General features: G+C 73.5%; 20 protein-coding genes. 12 read left to right on the top strand and 8 right to left on the bottom strand.

Annotation, left to right across the window (positions count from 1 at the left end; translation table 11 throughout):
- Position 1: 1 nt before the first annotated feature.
- Positions 2-583 (top strand): GtrA family protein, encoded by a 582-nt coding sequence (locus ACT17Q_RS05395; protein WP_232514715.1) that lies wholly within the window; start codon positions 2-4, stop codon positions 581-583.
- Between the two features lie 36 nt (positions 584-619).
- On the opposite strand, the gene manA is transcribed toward ACT17Q_RS05395, so the two are convergent.
- The 3 genes from manA to ACT17Q_RS05380 form a co-directional block, all read right to left on the bottom strand.
- Positions 620-1,816 carry a mannose-6-phosphate isomerase, class I gene (gene manA, locus ACT17Q_RS05390; protein ID WP_444665034.1) on the bottom strand — a complete coding sequence of 399 codons (1,197 nt, stop codon included), beginning with the start codon at positions 1,814-1,816 and terminating at the stop codon, positions 620-622.
- A gap of 196 nt (positions 1,817-2,012) precedes the next feature.
- On the bottom strand, positions 2,013-3,338 hold the full coding sequence (locus ACT17Q_RS05385; protein WP_094180534.1) for a sensor histidine kinase: 1,326 nt from the start codon (positions 3,336-3,338) through the stop codon (positions 2,013-2,015).
- Positions 3,339-3,350: 12 nt separating this feature from the next.
- Positions 3,351-4,046, bottom strand: coding sequence for a response regulator transcription factor (locus tag ACT17Q_RS05380; protein WP_094180535.1), 696 nt, complete (start codon positions 4,044-4,046; stop codon positions 3,351-3,353).
- Positions 4,047-4,297: 251 nt separating this feature from the next.
- Between ACT17Q_RS05380 and ACT17Q_RS05375 the strand changes: the two genes are divergently transcribed.
- The 4 genes from ACT17Q_RS05375 (at position 4,298) to ACT17Q_RS05360 (ending at position 9,766) form a co-directional block, all read left to right on the top strand.
- Complete coding sequence (locus ACT17Q_RS05375) at positions 4,298-5,551, top strand: DUF7134 domain-containing protein (protein ID WP_268534961.1); 1,254 nt, start codon at positions 4,298-4,300, stop codon at positions 5,549-5,551.
- A gap of 18 nt (positions 5,552-5,569) precedes the next feature.
- The gene (locus tag ACT17Q_RS05370) at positions 5,570-6,307 is read left to right on the top strand and encodes a response regulator (RefSeq protein ID WP_094180537.1); all 738 of its coding nucleotides are present in this window, start codon (positions 5,570-5,572) and stop codon (positions 6,305-6,307) included.
- A 154-nt stretch (positions 6,308-6,461) separates the two neighbouring features.
- On the top strand, positions 6,462-7,253 hold the full coding sequence (locus tag ACT17Q_RS05365) for an ABC transporter ATP-binding protein (RefSeq protein ID WP_141321216.1): 792 nt from the start codon (positions 6,462-6,464) through the stop codon (positions 7,251-7,253).
- Positions 7,253-9,766, top strand: a complete 2,514-nt coding sequence (locus tag ACT17Q_RS05360) for an FtsX-like permease family protein (protein ID WP_444665033.1) — start codon at positions 7,253-7,255, stop codon at positions 9,764-9,766. The genes ACT17Q_RS05365 and ACT17Q_RS05360 overlap by 1 nt, the downstream gene beginning before the upstream one ends.
- Positions 9,767-9,796: 30 nt before the next feature.
- Here the strand turns inward: ACT17Q_RS05360 and ACT17Q_RS05355 are convergent, their stop codons facing one another.
- Positions 9,797-10,312 carry a hypothetical protein gene (locus ACT17Q_RS05355; RefSeq protein WP_244937762.1) on the bottom strand — a complete coding sequence of 172 codons (516 nt, stop codon included), beginning with the start codon at positions 10,310-10,312 and terminating at the stop codon, positions 9,797-9,799.
- A gap of 391 nt (positions 10,313-10,703) precedes the next feature.
- Between ACT17Q_RS05355 and ACT17Q_RS05350 the strand changes: the two genes are divergently transcribed.
- Positions 10,704-10,952: a WhiB family transcriptional regulator gene (locus ACT17Q_RS05350; protein ID WP_013883096.1), complete on the top strand. Its 249-nt coding sequence runs from the start codon at positions 10,704-10,706 to the stop codon at positions 10,950-10,952.
- 139 nt (positions 10,953-11,091) lie between these two features.
- Here the strand turns inward: ACT17Q_RS05350 and ACT17Q_RS05345 are convergent, their stop codons facing one another.
- Positions 11,092-12,576: a sensor histidine kinase gene (locus tag ACT17Q_RS05345; protein WP_141321212.1), complete on the bottom strand. Its 1,485-nt coding sequence runs from the start codon at positions 12,574-12,576 to the stop codon at positions 11,092-11,094.
- Positions 12,577-12,703: 127 nt separating this feature from the next.
- Here ACT17Q_RS05345 and ACT17Q_RS05340 point away from each other — a divergent pair, with 127 nt between their 5' ends.
- From ACT17Q_RS05340 to ACT17Q_RS05315, 6 genes are all read left to right on the top strand, one after another.
- Positions 12,704-13,210: a DUF2505 domain-containing protein gene (locus ACT17Q_RS05340; RefSeq protein WP_094180541.1), complete on the top strand. Its 507-nt coding sequence runs from the start codon at positions 12,704-12,706 to the stop codon at positions 13,208-13,210.
- Between the two features lie 380 nt (positions 13,211-13,590).
- Positions 13,591-14,907 (top strand): ABC transporter substrate-binding protein, encoded by a 1,317-nt coding sequence (locus tag ACT17Q_RS05335; protein ID WP_444665032.1) that lies wholly within the window; start codon positions 13,591-13,593, stop codon positions 14,905-14,907.
- A gap of 161 nt (positions 14,908-15,068) precedes the next feature.
- Positions 15,069-16,106: a carbohydrate ABC transporter permease gene (locus ACT17Q_RS05330; RefSeq protein ID WP_094182259.1), complete on the top strand. Its 1,038-nt coding sequence runs from the start codon at positions 15,069-15,071 to the stop codon at positions 16,104-16,106.
- On the top strand, positions 16,103-17,017 hold the full coding sequence (locus ACT17Q_RS05325) for a carbohydrate ABC transporter permease (RefSeq protein WP_444665031.1): 915 nt from the start codon (positions 16,103-16,105) through the stop codon (positions 17,015-17,017). The genes ACT17Q_RS05330 and ACT17Q_RS05325 overlap by 4 nt, the downstream gene beginning before the upstream one ends.
- Before the next feature lie 114 nt (positions 17,018-17,131).
- Complete coding sequence (locus ACT17Q_RS05320) at positions 17,132-18,181, top strand: LacI family DNA-binding transcriptional regulator (RefSeq protein ID WP_094180544.1); 1,050 nt, start codon at positions 17,132-17,134, stop codon at positions 18,179-18,181.
- Positions 18,182-18,289: 108 nt separating this feature from the next.
- Positions 18,290-19,540, top strand: coding sequence for a Glu/Leu/Phe/Val family dehydrogenase (locus ACT17Q_RS05315; RefSeq protein WP_094180545.1), 1,251 nt, complete (start codon positions 18,290-18,292; stop codon positions 19,538-19,540).
- Between the two features lie 62 nt (positions 19,541-19,602).
- On the opposite strand, the gene ACT17Q_RS05310 is transcribed toward ACT17Q_RS05315, so the two are convergent.
- From ACT17Q_RS05310 to ACT17Q_RS05300, 3 genes are all read right to left on the bottom strand, one after another.
- Complete coding sequence (locus ACT17Q_RS05310; RefSeq protein WP_094180546.1) at positions 19,603-20,025, bottom strand: META domain-containing protein; 423 nt, start codon at positions 20,023-20,025, stop codon at positions 19,603-19,605.
- Between the two features lie 98 nt (positions 20,026-20,123).
- A complete protein-coding gene (hemQ, locus tag ACT17Q_RS05305; protein WP_094182260.1) occupies positions 20,124-20,774 on the bottom strand; it encodes a hydrogen peroxide-dependent heme synthase in 651 nt (216 codons plus the stop codon).
- A 141-nt stretch (positions 20,775-20,915) separates the two neighbouring features.
- Positions 20,916-22,064, bottom strand: a complete 1,149-nt coding sequence (locus ACT17Q_RS05300; RefSeq protein ID WP_094180547.1) for a ferrochelatase — start codon at positions 22,062-22,064, stop codon at positions 20,916-20,918.
- Positions 22,065-22,118 lie beyond the last annotated feature (54 nt).

The following is a 22,118-nucleotide window of genomic DNA, read 5'->3' as shown; positions in this document are numbered from 1 at the left end:
CGTGACGACCGCCGTGCTGACGCGACTGCTCGGACCCGACCACCGGGCCCGGCTCCTCGAGCTCGCACGGTTCCTGTCCGTCGGTGGCGTGGCGTTCGTCGTCGACGTGGGCCTGTACAACCTGCTGCGGTTCGGTCCCGGCGAGCTGCTCGCAGCCAAGCCGCTCACCGCGAAGGTGGTGGCGACGCTCGTCGCGACGCTCGTGTCGTGGGTCGGCAACCGGCTGTGGACGTTCGCGTCGCAGCGCACGCGGCATCGCGGGCGCGAGCTGTTCCTGTTCGTCGTCGTCAACGGCCTGGGCCTGGCGGTCGGCGCTGCGCCGCTCGCGTTCTCGCAGTACGTGCTGCACCTCGACGGGCCGGTCCCGGACAACGTCGCGAACCTCATCGGCATCGCGCTCGGCACGGTCCTGCGGTACGTCGGCTACAAGCAGTGGGTGTTCACGGGCGAGACGACGTCCGCCGACGAGGGCCGCGACGAGCACGCCGCGCAGGAGGCGGCCGTGGCGCTCGCCGTGCAGCCCGTCATCCCGCTCGGTGCCGTGCTGGCGGCTGAGGACCACCTCGAGCACCACGACGGCTGACGCCGCGACCGCCGGTGCCCCGGCCGGGACGTCGGGTCAGGGCACGTCCGCCTGGACGACGCGGCCCGTGCCGCGCGCCGTGAGCAGACCGTCCGAGGCGGGCACGAACGCGGACTGCCCGGTGACGAGCTCGAGCGTCCCGTCGTGCTCGCCGTGCAGCTCGACCGTCCCGTCGAGGCACAGCAGGATGCGCGGCCCGCGGCCGGGCAGGCGCACGGTCTCGGTGTCGTCCGCCAGCGTGGTGACCGACAGCTCGAAGTCGTCGACGGGTGCGTAGTACACCGCGGTCGCGGTGAACACGTGCTCGGGCGCGATGCGGATCGGCGGGGCGGCGACGACGTCGAGGTTGTCGAGCAGCTCCGGCAGGTCGACGTGCTTGGCGGTCAGACCCGCGCGCAGCACGTTGTCGGAGTTCGCCATGAGCTCGACCGCGAGCCCCTCGAGGTAGGCGTGCACCGCGCCCGCGGGGACGAACAGCGCCTCGCCCGGCTGCAGCGTCACGGGGTTGAGGAGGACCGACGTCACGGCACCCGGGTCGCCGGGGTACTGGGCGTCGAGGCGCACGACCGTGCCGTCCGTGCGGGGTGACGGCGAGCCGGCGTCGAGGCGGCGCTGGCACGCGCGGGCGAGCTCGGCGACGTCGTCGGGGTGCGGGCGGGTGTGCGGCGCGAGGAGCCACTCGAACGCGGTCCGCACACCCTGGGGCGTCGGGTCGTCGGCGAGGATCTTGTGCAGCTGCTCGGCAAGCGTCGACTCGAGCCCGACGAGCAGCTCCGCGGCGCGGCGCGGCGCACGGAAGCCCACCATCGCCTCGAACCGCGAGAGCGCGAACACGAGCTCGGGCTTGTGGTTGCGGTCGCGGTAGCTGCGGTGCGGCGCGTCGAGCGGGACGCCCGCGGCGTCCTCACGCTCGTAGCCCGCGTGCGCCCGGGCTCGGGACGGGTGGACCTGCAGGGACAGGGGGGAGGCCGCGGCGATGACCTTGAGCAGGTACGGCAGCTGCCGGCCGAACCGCGCGACGACGTCCTCCCCGAGAGCCCCGCGGGGGTCGGCCGCGACCAGCGCGTCGAGGCGCTCGGCGTCGGCGCCGGTCAGGCGGGCGGGCCCGAGCGGGTGGGCGCCGAACCAGGCCTCGGCCACGGGACGGCCGTCGGGCTCGGTGCCGAGCAGCTGCGGGATCGCGGTCGTCGAGCCCCAGGCGTAGCTCTGGGTCGCGGGAGCGAGGCGGTACAACGCGCGTCCTTCCGGGCGGGGGCGCAAAGGTTCCCCACACCCTACCGGGCGACCCTCGCGGGCGATTCCGCCGCAGGTGTCCGCAACGCGCCCCGCGCCGGTGGCCCGGACCGGCGCGGGCGCACCTGACCCCGTTCGCCCCGGATCGGGCTGTGCGGAACGCCACACACGCCCGTCGCCGTCCGGCGCCGCGGCCTCAGCGCCGCCGGCGGTCGGGGCGCGACGAGACGACCGCGCCGAGCGGGAGCACCACGTCGGGGCGCAGCGACGCGGGCACGCCGGACAGGAACAGCGCGAACACCGCGGGCCGCCGCTGCGCGAGCTCGAGGCGCCCGCCGTCGGCGGACGCGAGGTCGCGGGCCAGCGCGAGGCCCAGGCCCGTGCCCTTCCCGGAGGTCACGTCCCGCTCGAAGATCCGCCCCGCGAGCTCGTCGGGCACGCCCTCACCCTCGTCCGCGACCTCGACGACGACCGTGCCCGACGGTCCGCCGGAGCGCGACCGGACGGTCGTCGTCCCGTCGCCGTGCCGCAGCGAGTTCTCGATGAGGGTCGCGAGCACCTGCGCGAGCGCACCGGGCGTCGCGAGCACCTGCGTCGCGGCGTCCACCTCGACGACGAACCGGCGCCCGACGGCCTCGAACGTCGCCGACCACTCCTCCTCCTGCTGGTGCACGACGTCGATCAGCCGGACCGCCTCCGTCGTGCCGCCCTGGGCCCGGCGCGACGCCATGAGCAGGTCGTCCACGACCCGCACGAGGCGCTCGACCTGCTCGAGGCTGATGCGGGCCTCCTCACGCACCTCCTCGTCGTCCGACGCGAGCATGATCTCCTCGAGCCGCATCGACAGCGCCGTGAGCGGCGTGCGCAGCTGGTGGGACGCGTCGGAGGCGAACTTGCGCTCGGCCGCGAGCCGGCCGGCCATGCGGTCGGCGCTGCGCGCGAGCTCGGACGCCACGAGGTCGATCTCCTCGACGCCGGACGGCTCGAGCTGCGGCCGCACCTGGCCCGAGCCGAGCTGCTCCGCCGACGCCGCGAGGTAGACCAGCGGCGCCGCGAGCCGGTTCGCCTGCCAGATCGCCATCGCGATGCCCGCGGCGAACGCCACGACGGCCGCGACGACGACGAGCGCGATCACGCGCGCTCCGAGCCAGAACACCTCCCACCAGGACACGTACAGCACGACGACCGCGCCCTGGTCGGACAGCGCCCGCACCGACTCGGTGCGGCCGTCGACCCGCTCCCCCGCCTGGTAGACCGTGCCGTCGGGTGCGTGCACCACGACGGAGGCGGGCAGGTCACCCTCGCTGCCCGTGGCGAACGGCTCGAACATCTGGTCGTTGAGCTCGATGCCCAGGCCGATGCGGAAGTCCACCGCACGCGCGGCCGACTGCGCGCGCGTCTCGATCCGCTGCACCTCGTTCTCGCGCACGAGCTGCGCACCGAGGAACGCCAGCGGGAAGCCGAGGAGCACCACCGCGACGGTCACCGCCGCGATGGTCGCCTGCAGGACGCGACGACGCACGCGCCGCCGGCCTCAGCCGCCGGCGGGCACGGGCCCGGTCTCGAACCGGAAGCCCATGCCGCGGACGGTGGAGATGTAGCGCGGCGCGTTCGCGTCGTCGCCGAGCTTGCGACGCAGCCACGACACGTGCATGTCGAGCGTCTTGGTCGAGCCCGTCGGGTCCGAGTCCCACACCTCGCGCATGAGCGTGTCGCGCGCGACGACGGTGCCGGCCGACGCGACGAGCACGCGCAGCAGGTCGAACTCCTTGGCGGTCAGGTGCAGCTCGCGCTCACCCTGGAACGCGCGGTGGGCCGCGACGTCGACGCGCACGTTCTGCGCGTGCAGCTCGTCCTCGTCGCCCGCCTCGACGGCGGTGCGGCGCAGCAGCGCCCGCACGCGCGCCAGCAGCTCGGCGAGCCGGAAGGGCTTGGTCACGTAGTCGTCGGCGCCCGCGTCGAGCCCGACGACGAGGTCGACCTCGTCGGCGCGCGCCGTCAGGACGAGCACGGGCGTGGTGAGGCCCTGGTTGCGGATGGCGCGGGCGACGTCGAGGCCGTCCATGTCCGGGAGCCCCAGGTCGAGCACCACGAGGTCCGCGGCGGCGGCCCCGTCGATGGCGCCTTGACCGGTCCCTTGCACGCGGACGTCATAGCCTTCACGTCCGAGGGCCCGGGCCAAAGGCTCGGCAATAGCGGGGTCGTCCTCCGCCAGAAGCACCTGGGTCATTGCCCCATGCTAGGTCACGCCCTGGTATCCACCGCCAGGACTCGCGGCCCACGGGTGCACGTCGACGGGTGTGAGATGCGCCCGGGTGTGCGTGCACGCACGTACCCGGCGGTGGCTCGTGCGGCGTCCGACGCGGGCCGCGCCGGACGCCCCGAGGGGTGAGCGACCCGCGACCCACGTCGTAGCGGCCCGCGCGACCGTCCGCCTGCGGGGGTACGACGAGCGTGCGCGCTCCGCCCTAGGCTCGCGGGGTGAGCACGTGGGACCGGCTGCTGCGCTGGGAGGACTCGCACCGGTTCGTCGTCGACGCCGTCGGTGCCGTCCTCTTCTTCGTCGTGGTCAGCCCACTGTCGCTCGTGACCGGCGTCGGCATGGCGCCGTCGTCCGACGCCATGCTCGGCTGGACGCTCCTGCTCGTCGCCCCGCTCGCGTGGCGGCGGGTGCAGCCCGTCGCATCGGCCGGCGCCGTGTACGCCGTGGGCCTGGCGCAGCTCGTCGTCGCCCCCACGGTGCTGCCCGGGGACCTCGCGGTGCTCGTCGCGCTCTACTCGGTCACCGTGCACGGCCCCGTGTGGGCGCACCGCGCGGCGATCGCGTGCGCGCTCGCCGCGGGTGTGCTGCTCCCCCTGCGGCTCGTCGCCGACATGACGGCGCCCGTGGTGACGGTGGCCGCGCTGCTCATCGGCACCAGCTCGCTCACCGTGTGGGCGTTCGGGCTCGTGCGTCGCTCGCGCCGCGAGACGCTCGAGGCGCTCGTCGACCGCGCGGTGCGCCTCGAGAACGAGCGGGACCAGCAGGCGCAGCTCGCCACGCAGGCCGAGCGCGCGCGCATCGCGCGCGAGATGCACGACATCGTCGCGCACTCGCTGTCCGTCGTCATCGCGCAGGCCGACGGCGGCCGCTACGCCGCGGAGTCCGACCCGGGCGCCGCGGGACGCGCGCTCGAGACGATCGCGGAGACCGGCCGCGCCGCGCTCACCGACATGCGCCGCCTGCTCGGCGTGCTGCGCAGCGAGCCCGACGGGCGGCTGCGCGCGACCGCCGACGGCCCGGGGGTCCTGCGCCAGGCACCGCTGACCGAGGTCGCGCCCCAGCCCGGTGAGTCCGACATCCCGCGGCTCGTCGACCAGGTCCGCGCGAGCGGCGCCCAGGTCTCGCTCGTGCGGATGGGCGAGCCGCGCCCGCTGCCGCCCGGCGTGGGGCTCGCGGTGTACCGCATCACGCAGGAGGCCCTCACGAACGTGCTCAAGCACGCGGGGCCCGCACCGCGCGTCACCGTCGTCGTCCAGTGGCGGCCCGACTCGATCGAGCTGGACGTCACCGACGACGGCCGGGGCGCGTCCGCGGGCACGGACGGGCTCGGGCAGGGGCTGCGCGGCATGCACGAGCGCGCCACCATGTTCGGCGGCTCGGTCACCGCGGGTCCGCGGCCCGGCGGCGGCTACCGTGTGCGCGCGCGACTGCCGTTCCCCGACCGTCCGCGCACCGCGGCACCCGACGCCTGACACCCGAGGAGCACGCCCGTGACCGAGCAGCCGAGCGCCCACCGAAGCGACGTCGTGCGCGTCGCGCTCGTCGACGACCAGCAGCTCGTGCGTGCGGGCTTCCGCATGGTCATCGACTCGCAGCCGGACCTCGAGGTGGTGCTGGAGGCGGGCGACGGTGCCCAGGCCGTCCGGGCGCTCGACCCCGCGGCCCGCACCGCGCTCGGTCGCGTCGACGTGGTGCTCATGGACGTGCGCATGCCGACGATGGACGGGCTCGAGGCGACCGCGCAGATCATCGCGCGCGGCACGGACGCCGACCCGGCACCGCGCGTCATCGTCCTGACGACGTTCGACCTCGACGAGTACGTCATGTCCGCGATCCGCGCGGGCGCGAGCGGGTTCCTGCTCAAGGACGCGCCGCCCGAGGAGATGCTCACCGCGATCCGCACCGTGCACCGCGGCGACGCCGTCATCGCGCCGTCGTCCACGCGCCGGCTCATCGAGCACCTCGTCTCGGCGCTGCCCGAGGCCGTGCCGGACGGCCCGCCGAGCCCCGCTCGCGCGGCCGTCGACGACCTCACCGAGCGCGAGCGCGAGGTCCTGCTGCTCATGGCGCGCGGCCGGTCCAACACCGAGATCGGCCGCGACCTGTTCGTCGCCGAGGCCACCGTCAAGACGCACGTCGGGCGCATCCTCGCCAAGCTCGGCGCACGCGACCGGGTGCAGGCGGTCGTCACCGCGTACGAGGCGGGACTGGTCACGCCCGGGACCTGAGCGCGGGCCCACCCGACGGCGCACCCACGGTCGCACGCCGGGTCATGCCACGGGATGACCGCGGCACCCCACGTCGAGACCGGGGGCCGACGAGGCGGCCGACGGCCGCTGCCTAGCGTGGTCGCGTCCCCACCGGAACGAACCGAGGAGCACCGTGACCTCCATCCCCGCCGCCCCGACGCCCGGGAGCGCGCCCGCCTCGTCGGCGCGTGGCCTGACCAAGACGTACGGCTCGGGTGCCGCCGCCGTGCGCGCCCTCGACGGCGTCGACGTCGACTTCGCCGCGGGCGCGTTCACCGCGATCATGGGCCCCTCGGGTTCCGGCAAGTCGACGCTCATGCACCTGCTCGCGGGGCTCGACCAGGCCACCACCGGCTCGGTCCGCCTGGGCGAGACCGAGATCACCTCGCTCGACGACGACTCGCTGACGCGGCTGCGTCGTGACCGCGTCGGGTTCGTGTTCCAGTCGTTCAACCTGCTGCCGATGTTCACCGCGGCGCAGAACGTCACGCTGCCGCTCGAGCTCGCGAGCCGTCGCGTCGACCCGGACTGGTACGACCTGCTGACGGCGACGCTCGGTCTCGGCGACCGCCTGACGCACCGCCCGAGCGAGCTGTCCGGCGGTCAGCAGCAGCGCGTCGCGATCGCGCGCGCGCTCATCACGCGGCCCGACGTCGTGTTCGCCGACGAGCCGACCGGCAACCTCGACTCGCGCTCGGGGGCCGAGGTGCTCTCGTTCCTGCGCCGCTCGGTGCGCGAGCTGGGCCGCACGGTCATCATGGTCACGCACGACCCGACCGCCGCCGCCTACGCCGACCGCGTGGTGCTGCTGGCCGACGGTCGCATCGCGGGCGACATCGCGGACCCGACCCCGGAGTCCGTGCTCGCCGGCCTCGACGCCCTGCGCGCGCTCGAGGCGCCCGTCGCCGACGGTGTGGGTGCCTGATGCTGCGACTCACCCTCGCCCAGATGCGCCGCAGCCTGGGCCGGCTCACCGCGGCCGCGATCGCGACCGCCATCGGCACGGGCTTCGTCGCCGCGACGCTGCTCACCGGTGGCGTCATCACGCGCTCGAGCTATGACGCCGTGACGGCCGAGCTCGCGCAGGCCGACCTCGTCGTCGAGGGCGACGTGGGCGCGATCCACGAGAAGATCCGCTCGACGCCCGGCGTCGTCGCCGCCGACCCGCTGGCCGCGAGCGGCGCCGAGCTCCAGAAGGGCGCGCAGCGCAGCTGGCAGCTGCTCGTCCCCGTGCCCTCGGACCCGCACCTCGGCGCGCTCCGCGTCGAGGAGGGCGTCGCGCCCGCCACGGACGACGAGATCGCGCTCCCCGAGGCCACCGCGAAGCGCCTGCGGGTGGCCGTCGGCGACACGGTCGACGTCCGCTACTGGGTGTGGGACGACGACACGCAGGAGGGCACCGAGAAGGTCGTGCCGGCGACCGTCACCGGCCTGACCAGCGACCCCGAGGGCGCGTGGACGAGGTTCGGCGGCGCGTCGCTCGTGACCCTGGGCGCCCTGCAGACGTGGGGCGACCTCGACGAGGAGTTCGTGTGGGACGAGGGCATGATCGTCCACGCGCCGAAGGACACGGCAGCCGTCCAGGCCACGCTCCAGGCGCTGTCCGACGACGTGCGCGTGCTGACCAAGGACGAGGCGAGCGACGAGCGCATCCGTGAGCTCGCGGACGGCGACAACGTCATCGTCGTGATCGTCCTCGGGTTCGCGGCGGTCGCGCTCGTCGTCGCCGCGCTCGTCATCTCGAACACGTTCCAGGTGCTCGTCGCGCAGCGGGCGCGGATGCTCGCGCTGCTGCGCTGCGTGGGCGCCGTCCGCGGCCAGCTGCGGCGCTCCGTGCTGCTCGAGGCGGGCATCCTCGGCGTCGCGTCCTCGGTCGCGGGCGTGGTCCTCGGGACCGTGTTCGCGCAGGTGGCGCTGTCGGTGCTGCGCGGCGTGCAGCAGGAGGTGCCGCTGCCGGAGTACGTGCAGGTCACGCCCGTCGTCGTGATCGTCCCCCTGCTCGTGGGGACGGCCGTCACGCTGCTCGCCGCCCTCGTCCCCGCCCGTGCGGCGACCAAGGTGAGCCCCATCGTCGCGCTGCGTCCCATGGACGCACCGGACGTCGGCTCGCGCGCCGGCAGGCTGCGGCTCGCGTTCGCGCTCGTCCTGACGGTCGGCGGGGCGCTGGCGTTCCCGCTCGCGATCGTCGGTGCGCGGACGCGTTCGGACGACGCCGTGATCTGGCTGGGTCTCGGCATGCTGGGGGGCGCGGTCTCGTTCGTCGGGGTGCTCGTCGGCGCCGTGTTCTGGGTGCCGCGGGTCGTCGACCTCATGGGCCGGGCCCTGGGCCGCAGCGGCGCCGCCGCACGTCTCGCGGCGGTCAACTCGGTGCGCAACCCGCGGCGCACGGCCGCCACCAGCACCGCGCTGCTCATCGGCGTGACGCTGGTCGCGATGATGTCGACGGGTGCCGCGAGCGCCCGGCTCTCGGCAGCGGCGGAGCTCGACGCGCACTACCTCGTGGACATCACGGTGGCGCCCACCGACGGCGACCGGGTGAGCGCCGAGGTGGCGCGGACCGTGGCGGGCGTCGAGGGCATCGAGCGGACCGCGCTCGTGCGCAGCGCGGACGTGACGCTCGGGGACGACCGGTGGATGACGGCGTGGGAGGTCACCCCCGAGGCCGCGAAGGTCCTGCGGGACGACCGTGTCCCGGCGGCCCTGCGCGACGGCGCCGTGGTCCTGCCCGTCGACCTGGGATCCTCCTCGACGACGATCCGCGCGGCGCAGGACACGGTCGACGGCGAGCCCACGACGGACGCGCCGACCGTCGACGCCGTCGTGGTCGACAGCCCGCGGACCGGCGACGTCTACCTGACGCCTGCCACGTTCGAGAAGGTGGTCGGGGACCACGCGACGACGAGGGTGTGGGCGATGGTCTCGTCCGATGCCGCCGCCGGCGAGGTGGTCGACTCCGTGCGCAGCGAGCTGTCCTCGCAGTCCGTGTCGATCGAGAGCGCGGCCTCCGAGCGGGCGCAGTACGAGCAGGTGATCAACGCGCTGCTCGCCATCGTCATCGGCCTGCTCGCGGTCGCCGTGGTGATCGCGCTGATCGGCGTGGCGAACACCCTGTCGCTGTCGGTCATCGAGCGGCGACGGGAGTCCGCGATCCTGCGGGCGATCGGCCTGACGCGCGGTCAGCTGCGGCTGTCGCTCGCGACGGAGGGTGCGCTCATCGCGGGCGTCGGTGGCCTGTTCGGGGCGCTGCTCGGCCTGCTGTACGGCTGGGCGGGTGCGGCCATCGCGTTCGAGTCGCTGGGCGAGGCCCGTCTCACGGTGCCGTGGCTCGACCTCGTCGTGATCGTCGCGGTCGCGCTGCTCGCGGGCCTCGCGGCCTCGGTGATCCCGGCGCGCTCCGCGGTGCGCACCCGGCCGGTCGCGGCGCTGAGCGTCGAGTGAGCGTCTGAGCCCCGAGCCGGCGTGCGCCGGTCAGCGACGCCCCGCGGTACCCCTCGTGGTACCCGGGGCGTCGTCGTCCCCCGCACGGCCGGTGGTGGCCGCGACGACGGGAGGCAGCAGGAGGCCAACCCCCACGACGAGCGCGACGGCGAGCACGGCCCATGCCCACGGTGCGGGGTCGGCCCCGACCCATCCGAGGGACAGGACGACGAGCATGATCTGCCACGTCATGACGGGCGAGCGCGCCCAGCGCCGGCCGCGCCACAGCCCGCGCGCCGAGGCGGCCAGCACGAGTGCGACCGCGAGCCCGAACACCACCAGGAACACCGTCGCGGCCGGGCGCACCGACACGCCGCTCACCAGGTCGACGACCCACGCGACGGCGAGGCCCACCGCGGCGGCGGCCTCGAGGAGCGTCAGGAGGCAGACGACCGCGAGCAGCGGCGGGCGGGCGGGTGCGGGGTCGGGCTGCCGCGCGGGCGCGGGCGGGCGGCGGCCTCCCTCGCGGGGGCCGGACGGCGTGGTCGGGCGGCGGGACGGGCTCACGCGCCCGAGACTACGGGGCGGCGGGCGGCACGGGTCCCGTGGCCGAGGCGTGCGCCGCGCGCGGTGACGCGGATCGCATACCACACGGACGGCCCGAGCCGAACCGGACGACCGCCCAGGAGCCCCACCCGCGATGCCCGAATCGTTCCGAGAGCGGCGTGGCGAGCGCGAATCTGTGTGATGAACGCCTCATCCGTCACTGAGTCGAAACCAACTCGTAACCCCTTGTGCGAAGAGGTGAACGGGTGTGAACCTTGATGCAGCAGGTTTCATCACCCAGCCCCCGGTCAAAACCCCCGGTCAAACCGCCGGTCAAACCCCCACGACACCGCCATGACGGCGCGCGCCCTCATCCTGGCGCCGTCGCTGTCGTGCGCCCAAGGAGATTTCCATGGATTGGCGCCACCGCGCAGCATGTCTCGACGAGGACCCCGAGCTGTTCTTCCCGATCGGGAACACGGGCCCCGCCCTGCTCCAGATCGAGGAGGCCAAGGCGGTCTGCCGTCGCTGCGACGTCGTCGACACATGCCTCAAGTGGGCCATCGAGACGGGCCAGGACGCCGGCGTGTGGGGCGGGCTCTCGGAGGACGAGCGCCGCGCGCTCAAGCGCCGCACGGCTCGCCAGCGCCGCGCCGGCTGACCGGTCGCCGCACCGGCCGAGCCGGTCCGGGTCGGACGACGCACACGATCTCCCGGAGGGGTCGGCCGCACGCGCGGCCGGCCCCTTCGTCGTCCCTGCCCGGTGAGCCCGCCGAGCGACCCCGACCGGACGCCGGCGCTCAGCCCAGCTGGGCCGCGTCGCGCCCGGTCCGCAGCTCGGCGCACACCTCGACCGCGGTGCCGCCCTCGGGGCGGGGCCGCCACTCGATGGTCCCCCGCAGCTCGTTGGTGATGAGCGTCTGGACGATCTGCGTGCCGAGCCCCGAGCCCGCGCCGCGCCCCTCGGGGATGCCCGAGCCGTCGTCGAGCACCGTGACCCGCAGCGCGTCGTCGTCGCGCTCGACGACGATCTCCACGGTGCCGGAGGTGCGCCCGTCGAACCCGTGCTCCACGGCGTTCGTCACGAGCTCGGTGAGCACGAGCGCGAGAGCGGTGGCGTCCTCGGCCGGGACCGAGCCGAACGTGCCCGTGACCGTCGTGCGCACGTGCGCGCCGGCGGACGCCGCGTCCGCCGCGAGCCGCAGGCTGCGCCCGACGAGGTCGTCGAACGGCACGCTCTCGTCGATCGTCTGGGACAGCGAGTCGTGCACCAGCGCGATCGTCGCGACCCGACGCATCGCCTCCGCCAGCGCGTCGCGCGCCTCGGGCGACGTCATGCGGCGCGACTGGAGCCGCAGCAGCGCGGCCACGGTCTGCAGGTTGTTCTTCACGCGGTGGTGGATCTCGCGGATCGTCGCGTCCTTGGTGATGAGCTCGCGCTCGCGCCGGCGCAGCTCGGACACGTCACGGCACAGCAGCACCGCACCGATCCGCTGCCCGCTCTCGGTGAGCGGCACCGCCCGCAGCGACAGCACCACCCCACCCACCTCGACGTCGGTGCGCCACGGCGCGCGGCCCATGAGCACGAGCGGCATCGACTCGTCGACCGTCGCGCGCTGCTCGGGGATCAGGTCCGCGGTGACCTCGACGAGCGAGCGCCCGACGAGGTCACCCAGCGCGCCGAGCCGGTGGAAGCACGACAGCGCGTTCGGGCTCGCGTAGAGGACCTCACCCTCGGAGTTCAGCCGGACGAGACCGTCCCCCACGCGCGGGGCACCGCGGCGCGGGCCGGTCGGGGCGTCGGGCGCGGGGAACTCGCCGTTGGCGATCATCGCGAAGATGTCGTCGGCCGCCTCGACGTAGTTGAGCTCGAGCCGGCTCGGCGTGCGCGCACCCCCGAGGTTCGTCTGGCGGGCGATCACCGCGATCGCACGACCGTCGCGCACGACCGGCACGGCCTCCTCGCGGACCGCGTAGGAGCCGAACCAGCGCGGTTCGCGCGAGCGGAGCTGGCGGCGCTCGTCGAGCGAGCGCCGCAGCTGCGGGCGCTGCCCCTCGGGTACGCGCGAGCCGACGACGTCGTCGTAGTGCACCGTGGCACCCGTCGACGGGCGGCACTGCGCGACCGCGACGAAGTCGCCGTCGGTCGTCGGCAGCCAGAGCACCAGGTCGGCGAACGCCAGGTCGGAGGCGACCTGCCAGTCCCCCACGAGCAGGTGCAGCCACTCGAGGTCCGCACCGGACAGGGAGCCGTGACGCTCGACGAGCACGCTCAGGGTCGACACGGCGCCCAGCCTATGCGGCGCGCGGGACACCGGCCGCCAGGCACCGCGGCCTGCGCCGTACGGCTGTGGTGGCGCTCGTTAGGCTCGACGCGCCGCGCCTGCGGCGCGACCGACCAAGGAGACCCCGGTGCGCCTGACCGAGACGATCGTCCTGCCGACCGACCCGCGCGCGGCCGCACGCCTGCTCGCCGACCCCGCGTTCGCGCGCGAGAAGGTCGTCGCGTCTGGCGCGACGTGCGAGCAGGCGGACGTCACGGGCGAGGTCGCGGGCGACCCGGTCGGTGCGTTCACGGTCACGACGCGGCGCGCGCTGCCCGCCGACCAGATCCCCGCACACCTGCGCGGGTTCGTCGGCGGGCGCATCGAGGTGCGGCAGGTCGAGGCCTGGGAGCGGCCGGACGAGACCGGCGAGCGGGTCGGGACGGTCCTCGTGGAGGTCGCGGGGGCGCCCGTGCGGCTGACCGGGCGGGCGACGCTCGTCGCGCACGGCACGGGCGCCACGGCGGTGCGCTACGACGGAGAGCTGCATGCCTCCGTCCCGCTGTTCGGCGCCGCGATCGAGGACGCGACCGCCCGGGCGATCCGGACGGCACTGGCCGCGGAGGCGGCCGCCGCGGCCGCTCGACTGGCCTGACCGGGCGTCCCGTGCCGGACGCCCGCGCCCGGGTCACCCGAGCGGGTGCGGCGGGGATCCGACGCACTGGTCACGGTACCGCTTCCACGCCGTAACGATTCGGTAACGTGGGAATCGTGGAAGTGCGCTCTGACCTGCGGTAACACTGTCGTGGAATCGCTACCACGCGTATTTCGGACGCCACGCTCCTTGACACCTCGGACCCGCCCGACGAAGGTGTCACCCAGCGCGTGGGAACGCTCCCGCAGACTGCGGAGGGGAGCGCTCCCAGGCGGGGTCTCTCAGACCCACGCCGACGTGGTTCGGAGGCACGTGTCCGGCCGCGGAGGCGACCCCGAGAGGTACGGCATGGCAGCCGTCCGAATGACAAGGGAGTCACAGTGCGCAAGACCACACGGAAGTTCCTGGCCGCCACGGCCGGGGTCGCGAGCATCGCCCTCCTGGCGACGGCGTGCTCGTCCGACGACCCGAAGCCGGCGTCGACGGGTGACGCGACCAAGGACAGCAAGCCGATCACGCTGACCGTCGCGACGTTCAACAACTTCGGCTACACCGACGAGCTCCTCGCCGAGTACACCAAGACGCACCCGAACGTCACGGTCAAGCAGACGGTCGCCGCCAAGGCGGAGGACGCCCGCACCAACCTGACGACCAAGCTCGCCGCCGGTGGCGCGGGCCTGGCGGACGTCGAGGCCATCGAGATCGACTGGCTCCCCGAGCTCGTCCAGTCGTCCGACAAGTTCCTCGACCTGAACTCCGACGAGGTCGAGGGCCGGTGGCTCGAGTTCAAGACCAAGCCGGCCACGGCCGCTGACGGCAAGCTCATCGGCTACGGCACCGACGTCGGCCCCGAGGCCATCTGCTACCGCTCCGACCTGTTCGAGGCGGCCGGCCTGCCGAGCGACCCGGCCGAGGTGGCCGAGCTCCTCGGTGGCGACGGCGCCACGTGGGACAAGTACTTCGAGGTCGGCAAGACGTTCGTCGACAAGTCGGAGAGCGCCTGGTTCGACTCGGCCAACGCCATCTACCAGGGCATGGTCAACCAGCTCGAGGCCGCGTACGAGAACACGGACGGCACGCCGATCCCGCTCGCCGAGAACGACCAGGTCAAGGGCCTGTACGAGACCGTCACGGGCGCCCAGGTGCAGGAGCTCTCCGCGCACCTCGGCCAGTGGTCGGAGGACTGGACCGCTGCGTTCCAGAAGAACGGCTTCGCGACGATGCTCTGCCCGGCGTGGATGACCGGTCCGATCGAGCAGAACTCGGGCGGCATCACCGGCTGGAACATCGCTGACGTCTTCCCCGGCGGCGGCGGCAACTGGGGCGGTTCGTACCTGACCGTCCCGGCGGCGGGCGCGAACGCCGAGGCGGCCAAGGAGCTCGCGGCGTGGCTCACCTCGCCCGAGATCCAGATCAAGGCGTTCCTCAACGCGGGCACCTTCCCGAGCCAGACCGAGGCGCTGACCGACCCGGCTCTGACCGGCGCGAAGAACGACTTCTTCAACAACGCGCCGGTCGGCACGATCTTCGGCAACCGCTACAAGGCCATCAAGGTCACGCCGTTCAAGGGCCCGAACTACTTCTCGATCCACCAGACGGTTGGCGACGCCATCACGAAGGTCGACGTCGACAAGTCGGCGGACTCGGCTGCAGCCTGGCAGGGCGCGCTCGACGCGTTCAACGCGCTGGGTCTGTGACCCGGGTCGGGCCGGGCGCTGAGGCGCCCGGCCCGACCAGCCGAGTGTCCGGCTGAGAGAGCCGGCCTTGGATCCGAGCGGCGCCCGGCGGGAGCCCTCGCCCCTGTGGGAGCGGGGCATCCGCCGGGCGCCGTGTCCACTCACGCCGTCATGAGGTGGTCATGTCCGTCCAGTCACCCGTCGAGCCCGAGAGCGATCTCGCGCCCGCACCGCGGCAGCCGCGCCGCGTGGGCTTCTCCCAGACGCTGAGCCGCTGGGACGTCAAGGTCTCGCCCTACCTGTACATCTCGCCGTTCTTCATCCTGTTCTTCGTCACCGGTCTGTTCCCGATCCTGTACACCGGCTACGTCTCGGTGCACAAGTGGCAGCTGCTGCAGGGCCAGGGCGACTTCGTCGGCTTCGACAACTACGTCGACGTGTTCAAGCAGAAGGACTTCTGGCTCTCCCTGCGCAACACGCTGTCGATCTTCGTGATCTCGGCCGTCCCCCAGGTCATCGCCGCGATCCTCATCGCCGCGTTCCTCGACCAGAACCTGCGCGCGAAGACCTTCTGGCGCATGGGCGTCCTCCTCCCCTACGTGGTCGCCCCCGTCGCCGTCGGCCTCATCTTCGGCCGTCTCTTCGCCGACCAGTCCGGCCTCATCAACGCGTGGCTCGGCGCCTTCGGGATGGACCCCGTCCGGTGGCACGTCGACCCGCTCGCAAGCCACATCGCCATCGCGACGATGGTGAACTTCCGCTGGACCGGCTACAACGCGCTGATCTTCCTGGCCGCCATGCAGGCCGTCCCGCGTGAGCTCTACGAGGCCGCGATCATCGACGGCGCCGGACGCGTGCGGAGCTTCTTCTCCGTCACGATCCCCCAGATCCGCGCGACCGTCCTCTTCGTCGTGATCACCTCGACGATCGGTGGCCTGCAGATCTTCGACGAGCCGCGCGTCTTCGACAGCAGCGGCGCCGGCGGCGCCTCGCGTCAGTGGCTCACCACCACCCTGTACCTCTACAACACGGGCTGGAGCGGCCAGTACAACCTCGGCCGCGCGGCCGCGATCGCCTGGCTGCTCTTCCTGCTCATCCTCGTGATCGGTCTCGTCAACTTCGCGCTGACGCAGCGGATCGCCAGCGGCTCGTCCTCCGGGCCGGGCAAGAAGGTGAAGCGGCAGTCCAAGCGCTACGACTCGAACAGGACGTCGGCATGAACTCCATCCCCGCCATCGAGCAGAGTGCCGGCCGGGGTGCCGCACGCGCCGCCGCGCGCCGGACGAACCGCAAGGTCGGTGGGTACGACCGCCGCCCGCACTTCGTGAACTACGTCCTGCTCGGGATCGTCGTCCTCATCGGCATCCTCCCGATCTACTACACGCTCGTCATCGGGTCCTCCGACCCGGTCGCGATCGCGCAGAAGGCTCTGCCGCAGGTCTTCCCGGACGCGAGCCTGTTCGACAACTTCAAGCGGGTCATCGACGCCGACGCCTTCAGCTTCTGGAAGGCGGTGTGGAACTCGGTCGTCATCGCGGTCGTCGTCTCGGCGTCCACGGTGCTGTTCTCGACACTCGCCGGGTTCGCGTTCGCGAAGCTGCGCTTCCCCGGTCGCCGCGGGCTGCTCGTCTTCGTGATCGCGACGATGGCCATCCCGACGCAGCTCGGCGTCGTCCCGATGTACATCATCATGACGAAGCTCGGCTGGATCGGGCACCTCCAGGCCATCATCGTCCCCGCCCTGGTCGGCGCGTTCGGCGTGTTCTGGATGACGCAGTACCTCGAGGAGGCTCTGCCCTACGAGCTCATCGAGGCCGCCCGTGTCGACGGCGCGTCGATGTTCCGCACGTTCTGGTCCATCGCCCTGCCGGCCGCGCGGCCGGCAGCGGCGATGCTCGCGCTGTTCACGTTCGTCGCCCAGTGGGTCAACTTCTTCTGGCCGTCGATCGTGCTCAACAACCAGAACCCGACGCTGCCGCTCGCCATCCGGCTGCTGCAGCAGAACTACTTCGTCGACTACTCGCTGATCATGGCGGGGGTGTTCCTCATGACGCTCCCGCTGCTCGTCCTGTTCGCCTTCGCCGGCCGCCAGCTGGTGGCGGGCATCATGGCCGGAGCAGTCAAGGGCTGATCCTCCAGGGTCGGGCCGGCGGTGTCGCCGGCCCGACCCGGTGGTCCGCCGGGCCGCCAGGCACCAGGCCCCGGGATCCGGACGACTGCCTGGCACACGAAAGGGAACTGACCGATGGTGGTCGAGAACTCTCCCCTCGCCCTCGCCGGCGACGACCGACCCACCGCTCCGACGCTCGAGCAGGTCGCCGAGCGAGCGGGTGTGTCCCGGTCGACCGCGTCGCGGGCGATCAACGGCGGGCTGCGCGTCTCGCCCGACGCGCTCGCCGCCGTCGAGGCCGCGGTGGCCGAGCTGGGCTACACGCCCAACCGCGCCGCCCGCTCCCTCGTCACGAAGCGCACCGACTCCATCGCGCTCGTGGTACCCGAGCCCGACGAGCGTGTCCTGTCGGACCCGTTCTTCGCCGGCACCCTCAACGGGCTGAGCGCCGCGCTCGCCGACTCCGACATCCAGGTGGTCCTCGTGATCGCCCGCCCCGGCGAGAGCGAGCGCACGGTCCGTTACCTGCGCAACGGTCACGTCGACGGCGCGATCGTCGTGTCGCACCACCGCACCGACGACCTCGACCGCGTGCTGCTCTCGTCGCGTGTGCCCAACGTCTTCGTCGGCCGCCCCCTGTCGGTCGACCCGGACGACGTGCACTACGTCGACACCGACAACGTCGCCGGTGGTGAGCTCGCCGCCCGCCACCTCATCGAGCACGGGACGCGCCGCATCGCGACGATCGCCGGCCCCGAGGACATGTCCGCGGGCGTCGACCGCCTCGCCGGGTGGCGCACCGCGGTGCGCGCGGCGGGTCTGCCCGACGACGCGGTGCTGCACGGCGACTTCACGCTCGCGTCGGGTGCGCGCCTGGCCCGCGAGCTCGTCGAGCGGTTCCCCGACGTGGACGGCGTGTTCATCGCGTCCGATCTCATGGCCGCCGGCGCGCTCGCCGCGTTCGCCGAGCTCGGCAAGGACGTGCCCGGGGACATCAAGGTCGTCGGCTACGACAACATCGGTGTCGCTGCGTCGACGACGCCTCCCCTGACGACCGTGGTGCAACCCGTCGTGTCGATGGCGCGCGCCGCCGGGCAGCGGCTCCTCGCCCAGCTCCACGGCGAGAGCCTGACCCGCGACCCGCTGATCTTCGCCCCCGAGCTGATCGTCCGCGCCTCCGCCTGACGTCCCGCCGCGGCGCGGGCACGGGCCGCAGGACGAGCCGTCAGGACGAGCCGTCAGGACCAGCCGGGACGACGGGCCACCAGGACGAGGCCCGGGCCGGATGGCAGAGTGTCGGGCGTGACGTCACCGTTGACCACCGCCCAGGCCCAGCTCGCGTCCGCCGTCGAGATCCTCGGGTACTCCCCGGGTCTGCACGAGATGCTCGCGACCCCACGTCGGGAGATGAACGTGGCGGTCCCGCTGCGCCGCGACACGGGCGAGATCGTGATGTTCCACGGCTACCGCGTGCAGCACAACATCTCGCGGGGTCCGGGCAAGGGCGGGCTGCGCTACGCGGCGTCGGTCGACATCGACGAGGTGCGGGCGCTGGCCATGTGGATGACGTGGAAGTGCGCGGTCGTCGACGTCCCGTACGGCGGCGCCAAGGGCGGGGTGACGATCGAGCCGTCGCAGTACTCGAGCGCGGAGCTCGAGCGCGTCACGCGTCGGTACACCTCGGAGATCATGCCGATCATCGGGCCTGAGCGGGACATCATGGCGTCCGACATCGGCACCGACGAGCAGACCATGGCGTGGGTCATGGACACCTACTCGGTCAACCTCGGCTACACGATCCCGGGTGTGACGACCGGCAAGCCGTTCGCGGTGGGCGGTTCGCTCGGGCGTGCGACCGCGACGGGCCGGGGCGTGGTGCACGCGGCCGAGGCCGCCCTCGCGGAGGACGGGGTGACGTTGTCCGAGGTCACCGCGGCGGTGCAGGGCTTCGGGAAGGTCGGCTCGCACGCCGTGCGCTGGCTCCACGAGGGCGGGGCGCGCGTCGTCGCCGTGACCGACGTGGACGGCGGCACGCGGGCGGACGGCGGGCTGGACGTGCCCGCGCTGCTGGCGCACCGGGCGCAGGGCGGCCGGGTCGCGGACTTCCCGGGCGGGACACCGGTGTCGAACGCCGAGCTCCTCGCCCTGGACGTGGACCTGCTGGTCCCCGCGGCGGTCGAGGGCGTGCTCGACGAGACCACGGCGGCGGGGGTCAAGGCCCGCTGGGTCGTCGAGGGCGCCAACGGGCCGACGACGCCCGAGGGTGACCGCGTGCTCGCGGACCGGGGCATCGTCGTCGTGCCGGACATCCTGGCGAACGCGGGCGGCGTCGTCGTCTCGTACTTCGAGTGGGTGCAGGCGAACCAGGCGTACTGGTGGACCGCCGAGGAGATCGCCGACCGGCTCGCGCTGCGCATGCGGACCGCGTACGACGCGGTCTCCCGCACGGCGCGCGAGCAGTCCCTCTCGCTGCGCGACGCGGCGCTCACGATCGGGGTCCAGCGGGTCGCAGAGGCGCACCAGATCCGCGGCCTCTACCCCTGAGGCCTCTACCCCTGAGGCCTCTACCCCTGCGGCCTCTACCCCTGCGGCCCCTGGCCCGGGCGTCAGTCCTCGCGCGTGAGCGTCAGCCGCTCCCCCGTGGCGGCGACGAGCTCGACCCGGGCCGCCGCGCCGTCGTCGGTGGGACCGGCCGGCGCCGCGAGAGGCTCGAGCACCGTGACCGGGCTCCCGTCGGGTGCCCGCAGCTCGAGCGGCTCGTGCAGCAGGCGCAGCAGCTCGGCCTCCTGGTGCATCGCGGCGGTGGGCCCGGCCATGAGCGTCGACGCGACGGGTCCGAACGTGAGCGTGTCCCCGTCGACGGACCACGTCCCCCGCAGCCGGTTGACCCCACCGGTCCCGAAGACCTGCCCGTCGCCCTCGAACGTGAGCGACGCGGTGCGTGGAGGTTCCGACGAGGTCGCGTCGTCGGCAGGTGGTGGGGTGGCCGTGCGGACGTCCACACGCCACCGGCCGACGAGTCGCAGCATGCGTCGATCATGGCACCGGCGCCTCGCCGGCGCTGGACGAGGCGCCGGACGAGACGCCGGACGAGACGCCGATCGCGCCGATGCCGCCGGTCCCGCGGTCAGCCGCGCGGCTGACGCTCCGCCCACGCCTCCAGGGTCGTGCGCGGGCCGGTGTAGAACGGCACCTCCTCGCGGACGTGCAGGCGCGCCTCGGTGTTGCGCAGCTCCCGCATGAGGTCGACGATGCGGTGCAGCTCGGGCGCCTCGAACGCCAGCAGCCACTCGTAGTCGCCGAGCGCGAACGCCGAGACCGTGTTGGCGCGCACGTCGGCGTAGTCGCGTGCCGCCTGGCCGTGCTCGACGAGCATGCGCCGGCGGTCGTCCTCGGGCAGGACGTACCAGTCGTAGGACCGCACGAACGGGTAGACGCACAGGTACGCGCCGGGCTCCTCACCCGCGAGGAACGCGGGGACGTGGCTGCGGTTGAACTCGGCGGCCCGGTGCAGGCCCACGACCGACCAGACGGGCAGCAGGTGGCGGCCGAGGTCGCTCGCGCGCAGGCGCTGGTACGCGCCCTGCACCTGCTCGACGGTCTCGGCGTGCCACCAGACCATGAGGTCGGCGTCGGCCCGCAGGCCGGCCACGTCGTACCAGCCGCGCACGACGAGCGCGGCGTCCTCGCCGACGGCGGCCTGCGCGTCCGCGATCAGCGCGGCACGCTCGTCGGCGTCGGCGGGCAGCACCTCCTCGAGCGCGAAGACGGACCACATCGTGTAGCGGACGGTGGCGTTGAGGACCTCGTGGTCGACGTCGGTCACGCGGCGTTCCTTTCGTGGGGCGACGAGCGTCCCGGCGGGGACGCGCTCGGCAGTCGGACGACGCCGGCCCGGGGGCCGTGCGCCGGGTGGACCTCAGCGCAGCGGGTCGACCGCGCACGCGGCGGGGCGGCCCGAGTCCACGCCGGCCTGCCGGCGGCAGCACCCGGGCGGGCAGACGCCGTGCCAGGCGGGCAACGTGCCCACGGCGGCGCCGGGCAGCGGCGTCTCGCCCGCGGCCAGGGCACGCTCGGCGGCGGCGCGCTCGAGGATCAGGTCGACCAGGCCGCGCACGAACGGCTCGCGCGTGCCGACGGTGTCCGCCCGCACGGCCGTGAGCCCGAGCGAGTCGGCGGTCTCCAGCGCCTCGGTGTCGAGGTCGTACACAACCTCCATGTGGTCGGAGATGAAGCCGATCGGCGCCAGGACGACGGACTGCACGCCCTGCCCGGCCAGCGCGGTGAGCAGGTCGTTGACGTCGGGCTCGAGCCACGGCTGGCTCGGCGGGCCGGACCGGGAGCAGTACGCGAGGTCCCACTCGAGCGTGCGGCCCAGCCGCTCGCCCACGGCGGCGGCGACGCTCGCGGCGACGTCGAGGTGCTGCGCGGAGTAGGTCGCGCCGCTCACGGCGGACGCCTCCTCCATGGTGTCGGGGATCGAGTGCGTCACGAACACGACGCGCGCGTCCTCGGGCACCTTGCCGAGCGCCTCGGCGACCGCGTCGGTGTTCGCCTCGACGAAGCCCGGGTGGTTGAAGTACGAGCGCAGCTTGTCGAGCCGCAGCGGCTCCTCGTCGTCGAAGCCGAGCTCGTCCTCGAGCTCGTCGAGCGCCGTCCAGAAGTCCTCGCGGTACTGGCGGCAGCCCGAGTACGACGAGTACGCGCTCGTCACGAGCGCGAGGATGCGACGGTGGCCGTCGGCGTGCGCGGCCGCGAGCGCGTCCTTGGTGTAGGGCGTCCAGTTGCGGTTGCCCCACAGGACCGGCAGGTCGATGCCACGCCGCGTGAGCTCGTCGACCAGCGCGCGCTGCAGCGCGAGGTTCTGGCCGTTGATCGGGCTCGCGCCGCCGAAGTGGTGGTAGTGCTCGGCGACCTCGGCCAGGCGCTCGTCGGGGATGCCCTTGCCCGCGGTCACGTTGCGCAGGAACGGCAGCACGTCGTCGGGGCCGTCCGGGCCGCCGAACGAGGCGAGCAGGAGGGCGTCGTAGGGCGCTGCCGGGCTCAGGATGGACTCGTCGTGAGGCACCCGTCGATCATCGCACCGCGCCGCCCGAGCGCCCCGTCGAAGGGTGTGACGGGG

Source organism: Cellulomonas sp. CW35 (genome assembly GCF_052378485.1).
Classification (GTDB): domain Bacteria; phylum Actinomycetota; class Actinomycetes; order Actinomycetales; family Cellulomonadaceae; genus Cellulomonas; species Cellulomonas uda.
This window is presented reverse-complemented; position numbering and strand designations above follow the sequence as displayed.

Excerpts from the sequence above, each read along its gene's own strand:
- ACT17Q_RS05380 (WP_094180535.1), bottom strand. The coding sequence starts at position 4,046 with ATGACCCAGGTGCTTCTGGCGGAGGACGACCCCGCTATTGCCGAGCCT.
- ACT17Q_RS05360 (WP_444665033.1), top strand. The coding sequence starts at position 7,253 with ATGCTGCGACTCACCCTCGCCCAGATGCGCCGCAGCCTGGGCCGGCTC.
- ACT17Q_RS05350 (WP_013883096.1), top strand. The coding sequence starts at position 10,704 with ATGGATTGGCGCCACCGCGCAGCATGTCTCGACGAGGACCCCGAGCTG.
- ACT17Q_RS05330 (WP_094182259.1), top strand. The coding sequence starts at position 15,069 with ATGTCCGTCCAGTCACCCGTCGAGCCCGAGAGCGATCTCGCGCCCGCA.
- ACT17Q_RS05325 (WP_444665031.1), top strand. The coding sequence starts at position 16,103 with ATGAACTCCATCCCCGCCATCGAGCAGAGTGCCGGCCGGGGTGCCGCA.
- ACT17Q_RS05320 (WP_094180544.1), top strand. The coding sequence starts at position 17,132 with ATGGTGGTCGAGAACTCTCCCCTCGCCCTCGCCGGCGACGACCGACCC.
- ACT17Q_RS05310 (WP_094180546.1), bottom strand. The coding sequence starts at position 20,025 with ATGCTGCGACTCGTCGGCCGGTGGCGTGTGGACGTCCGCACGGCCACC.
- hemQ (WP_094182260.1), bottom strand. The coding sequence starts at position 20,774 with ATGTGGTCCGTCTTCGCGCTCGAGGAGGTGCTGCCCGCCGACGCCGAC.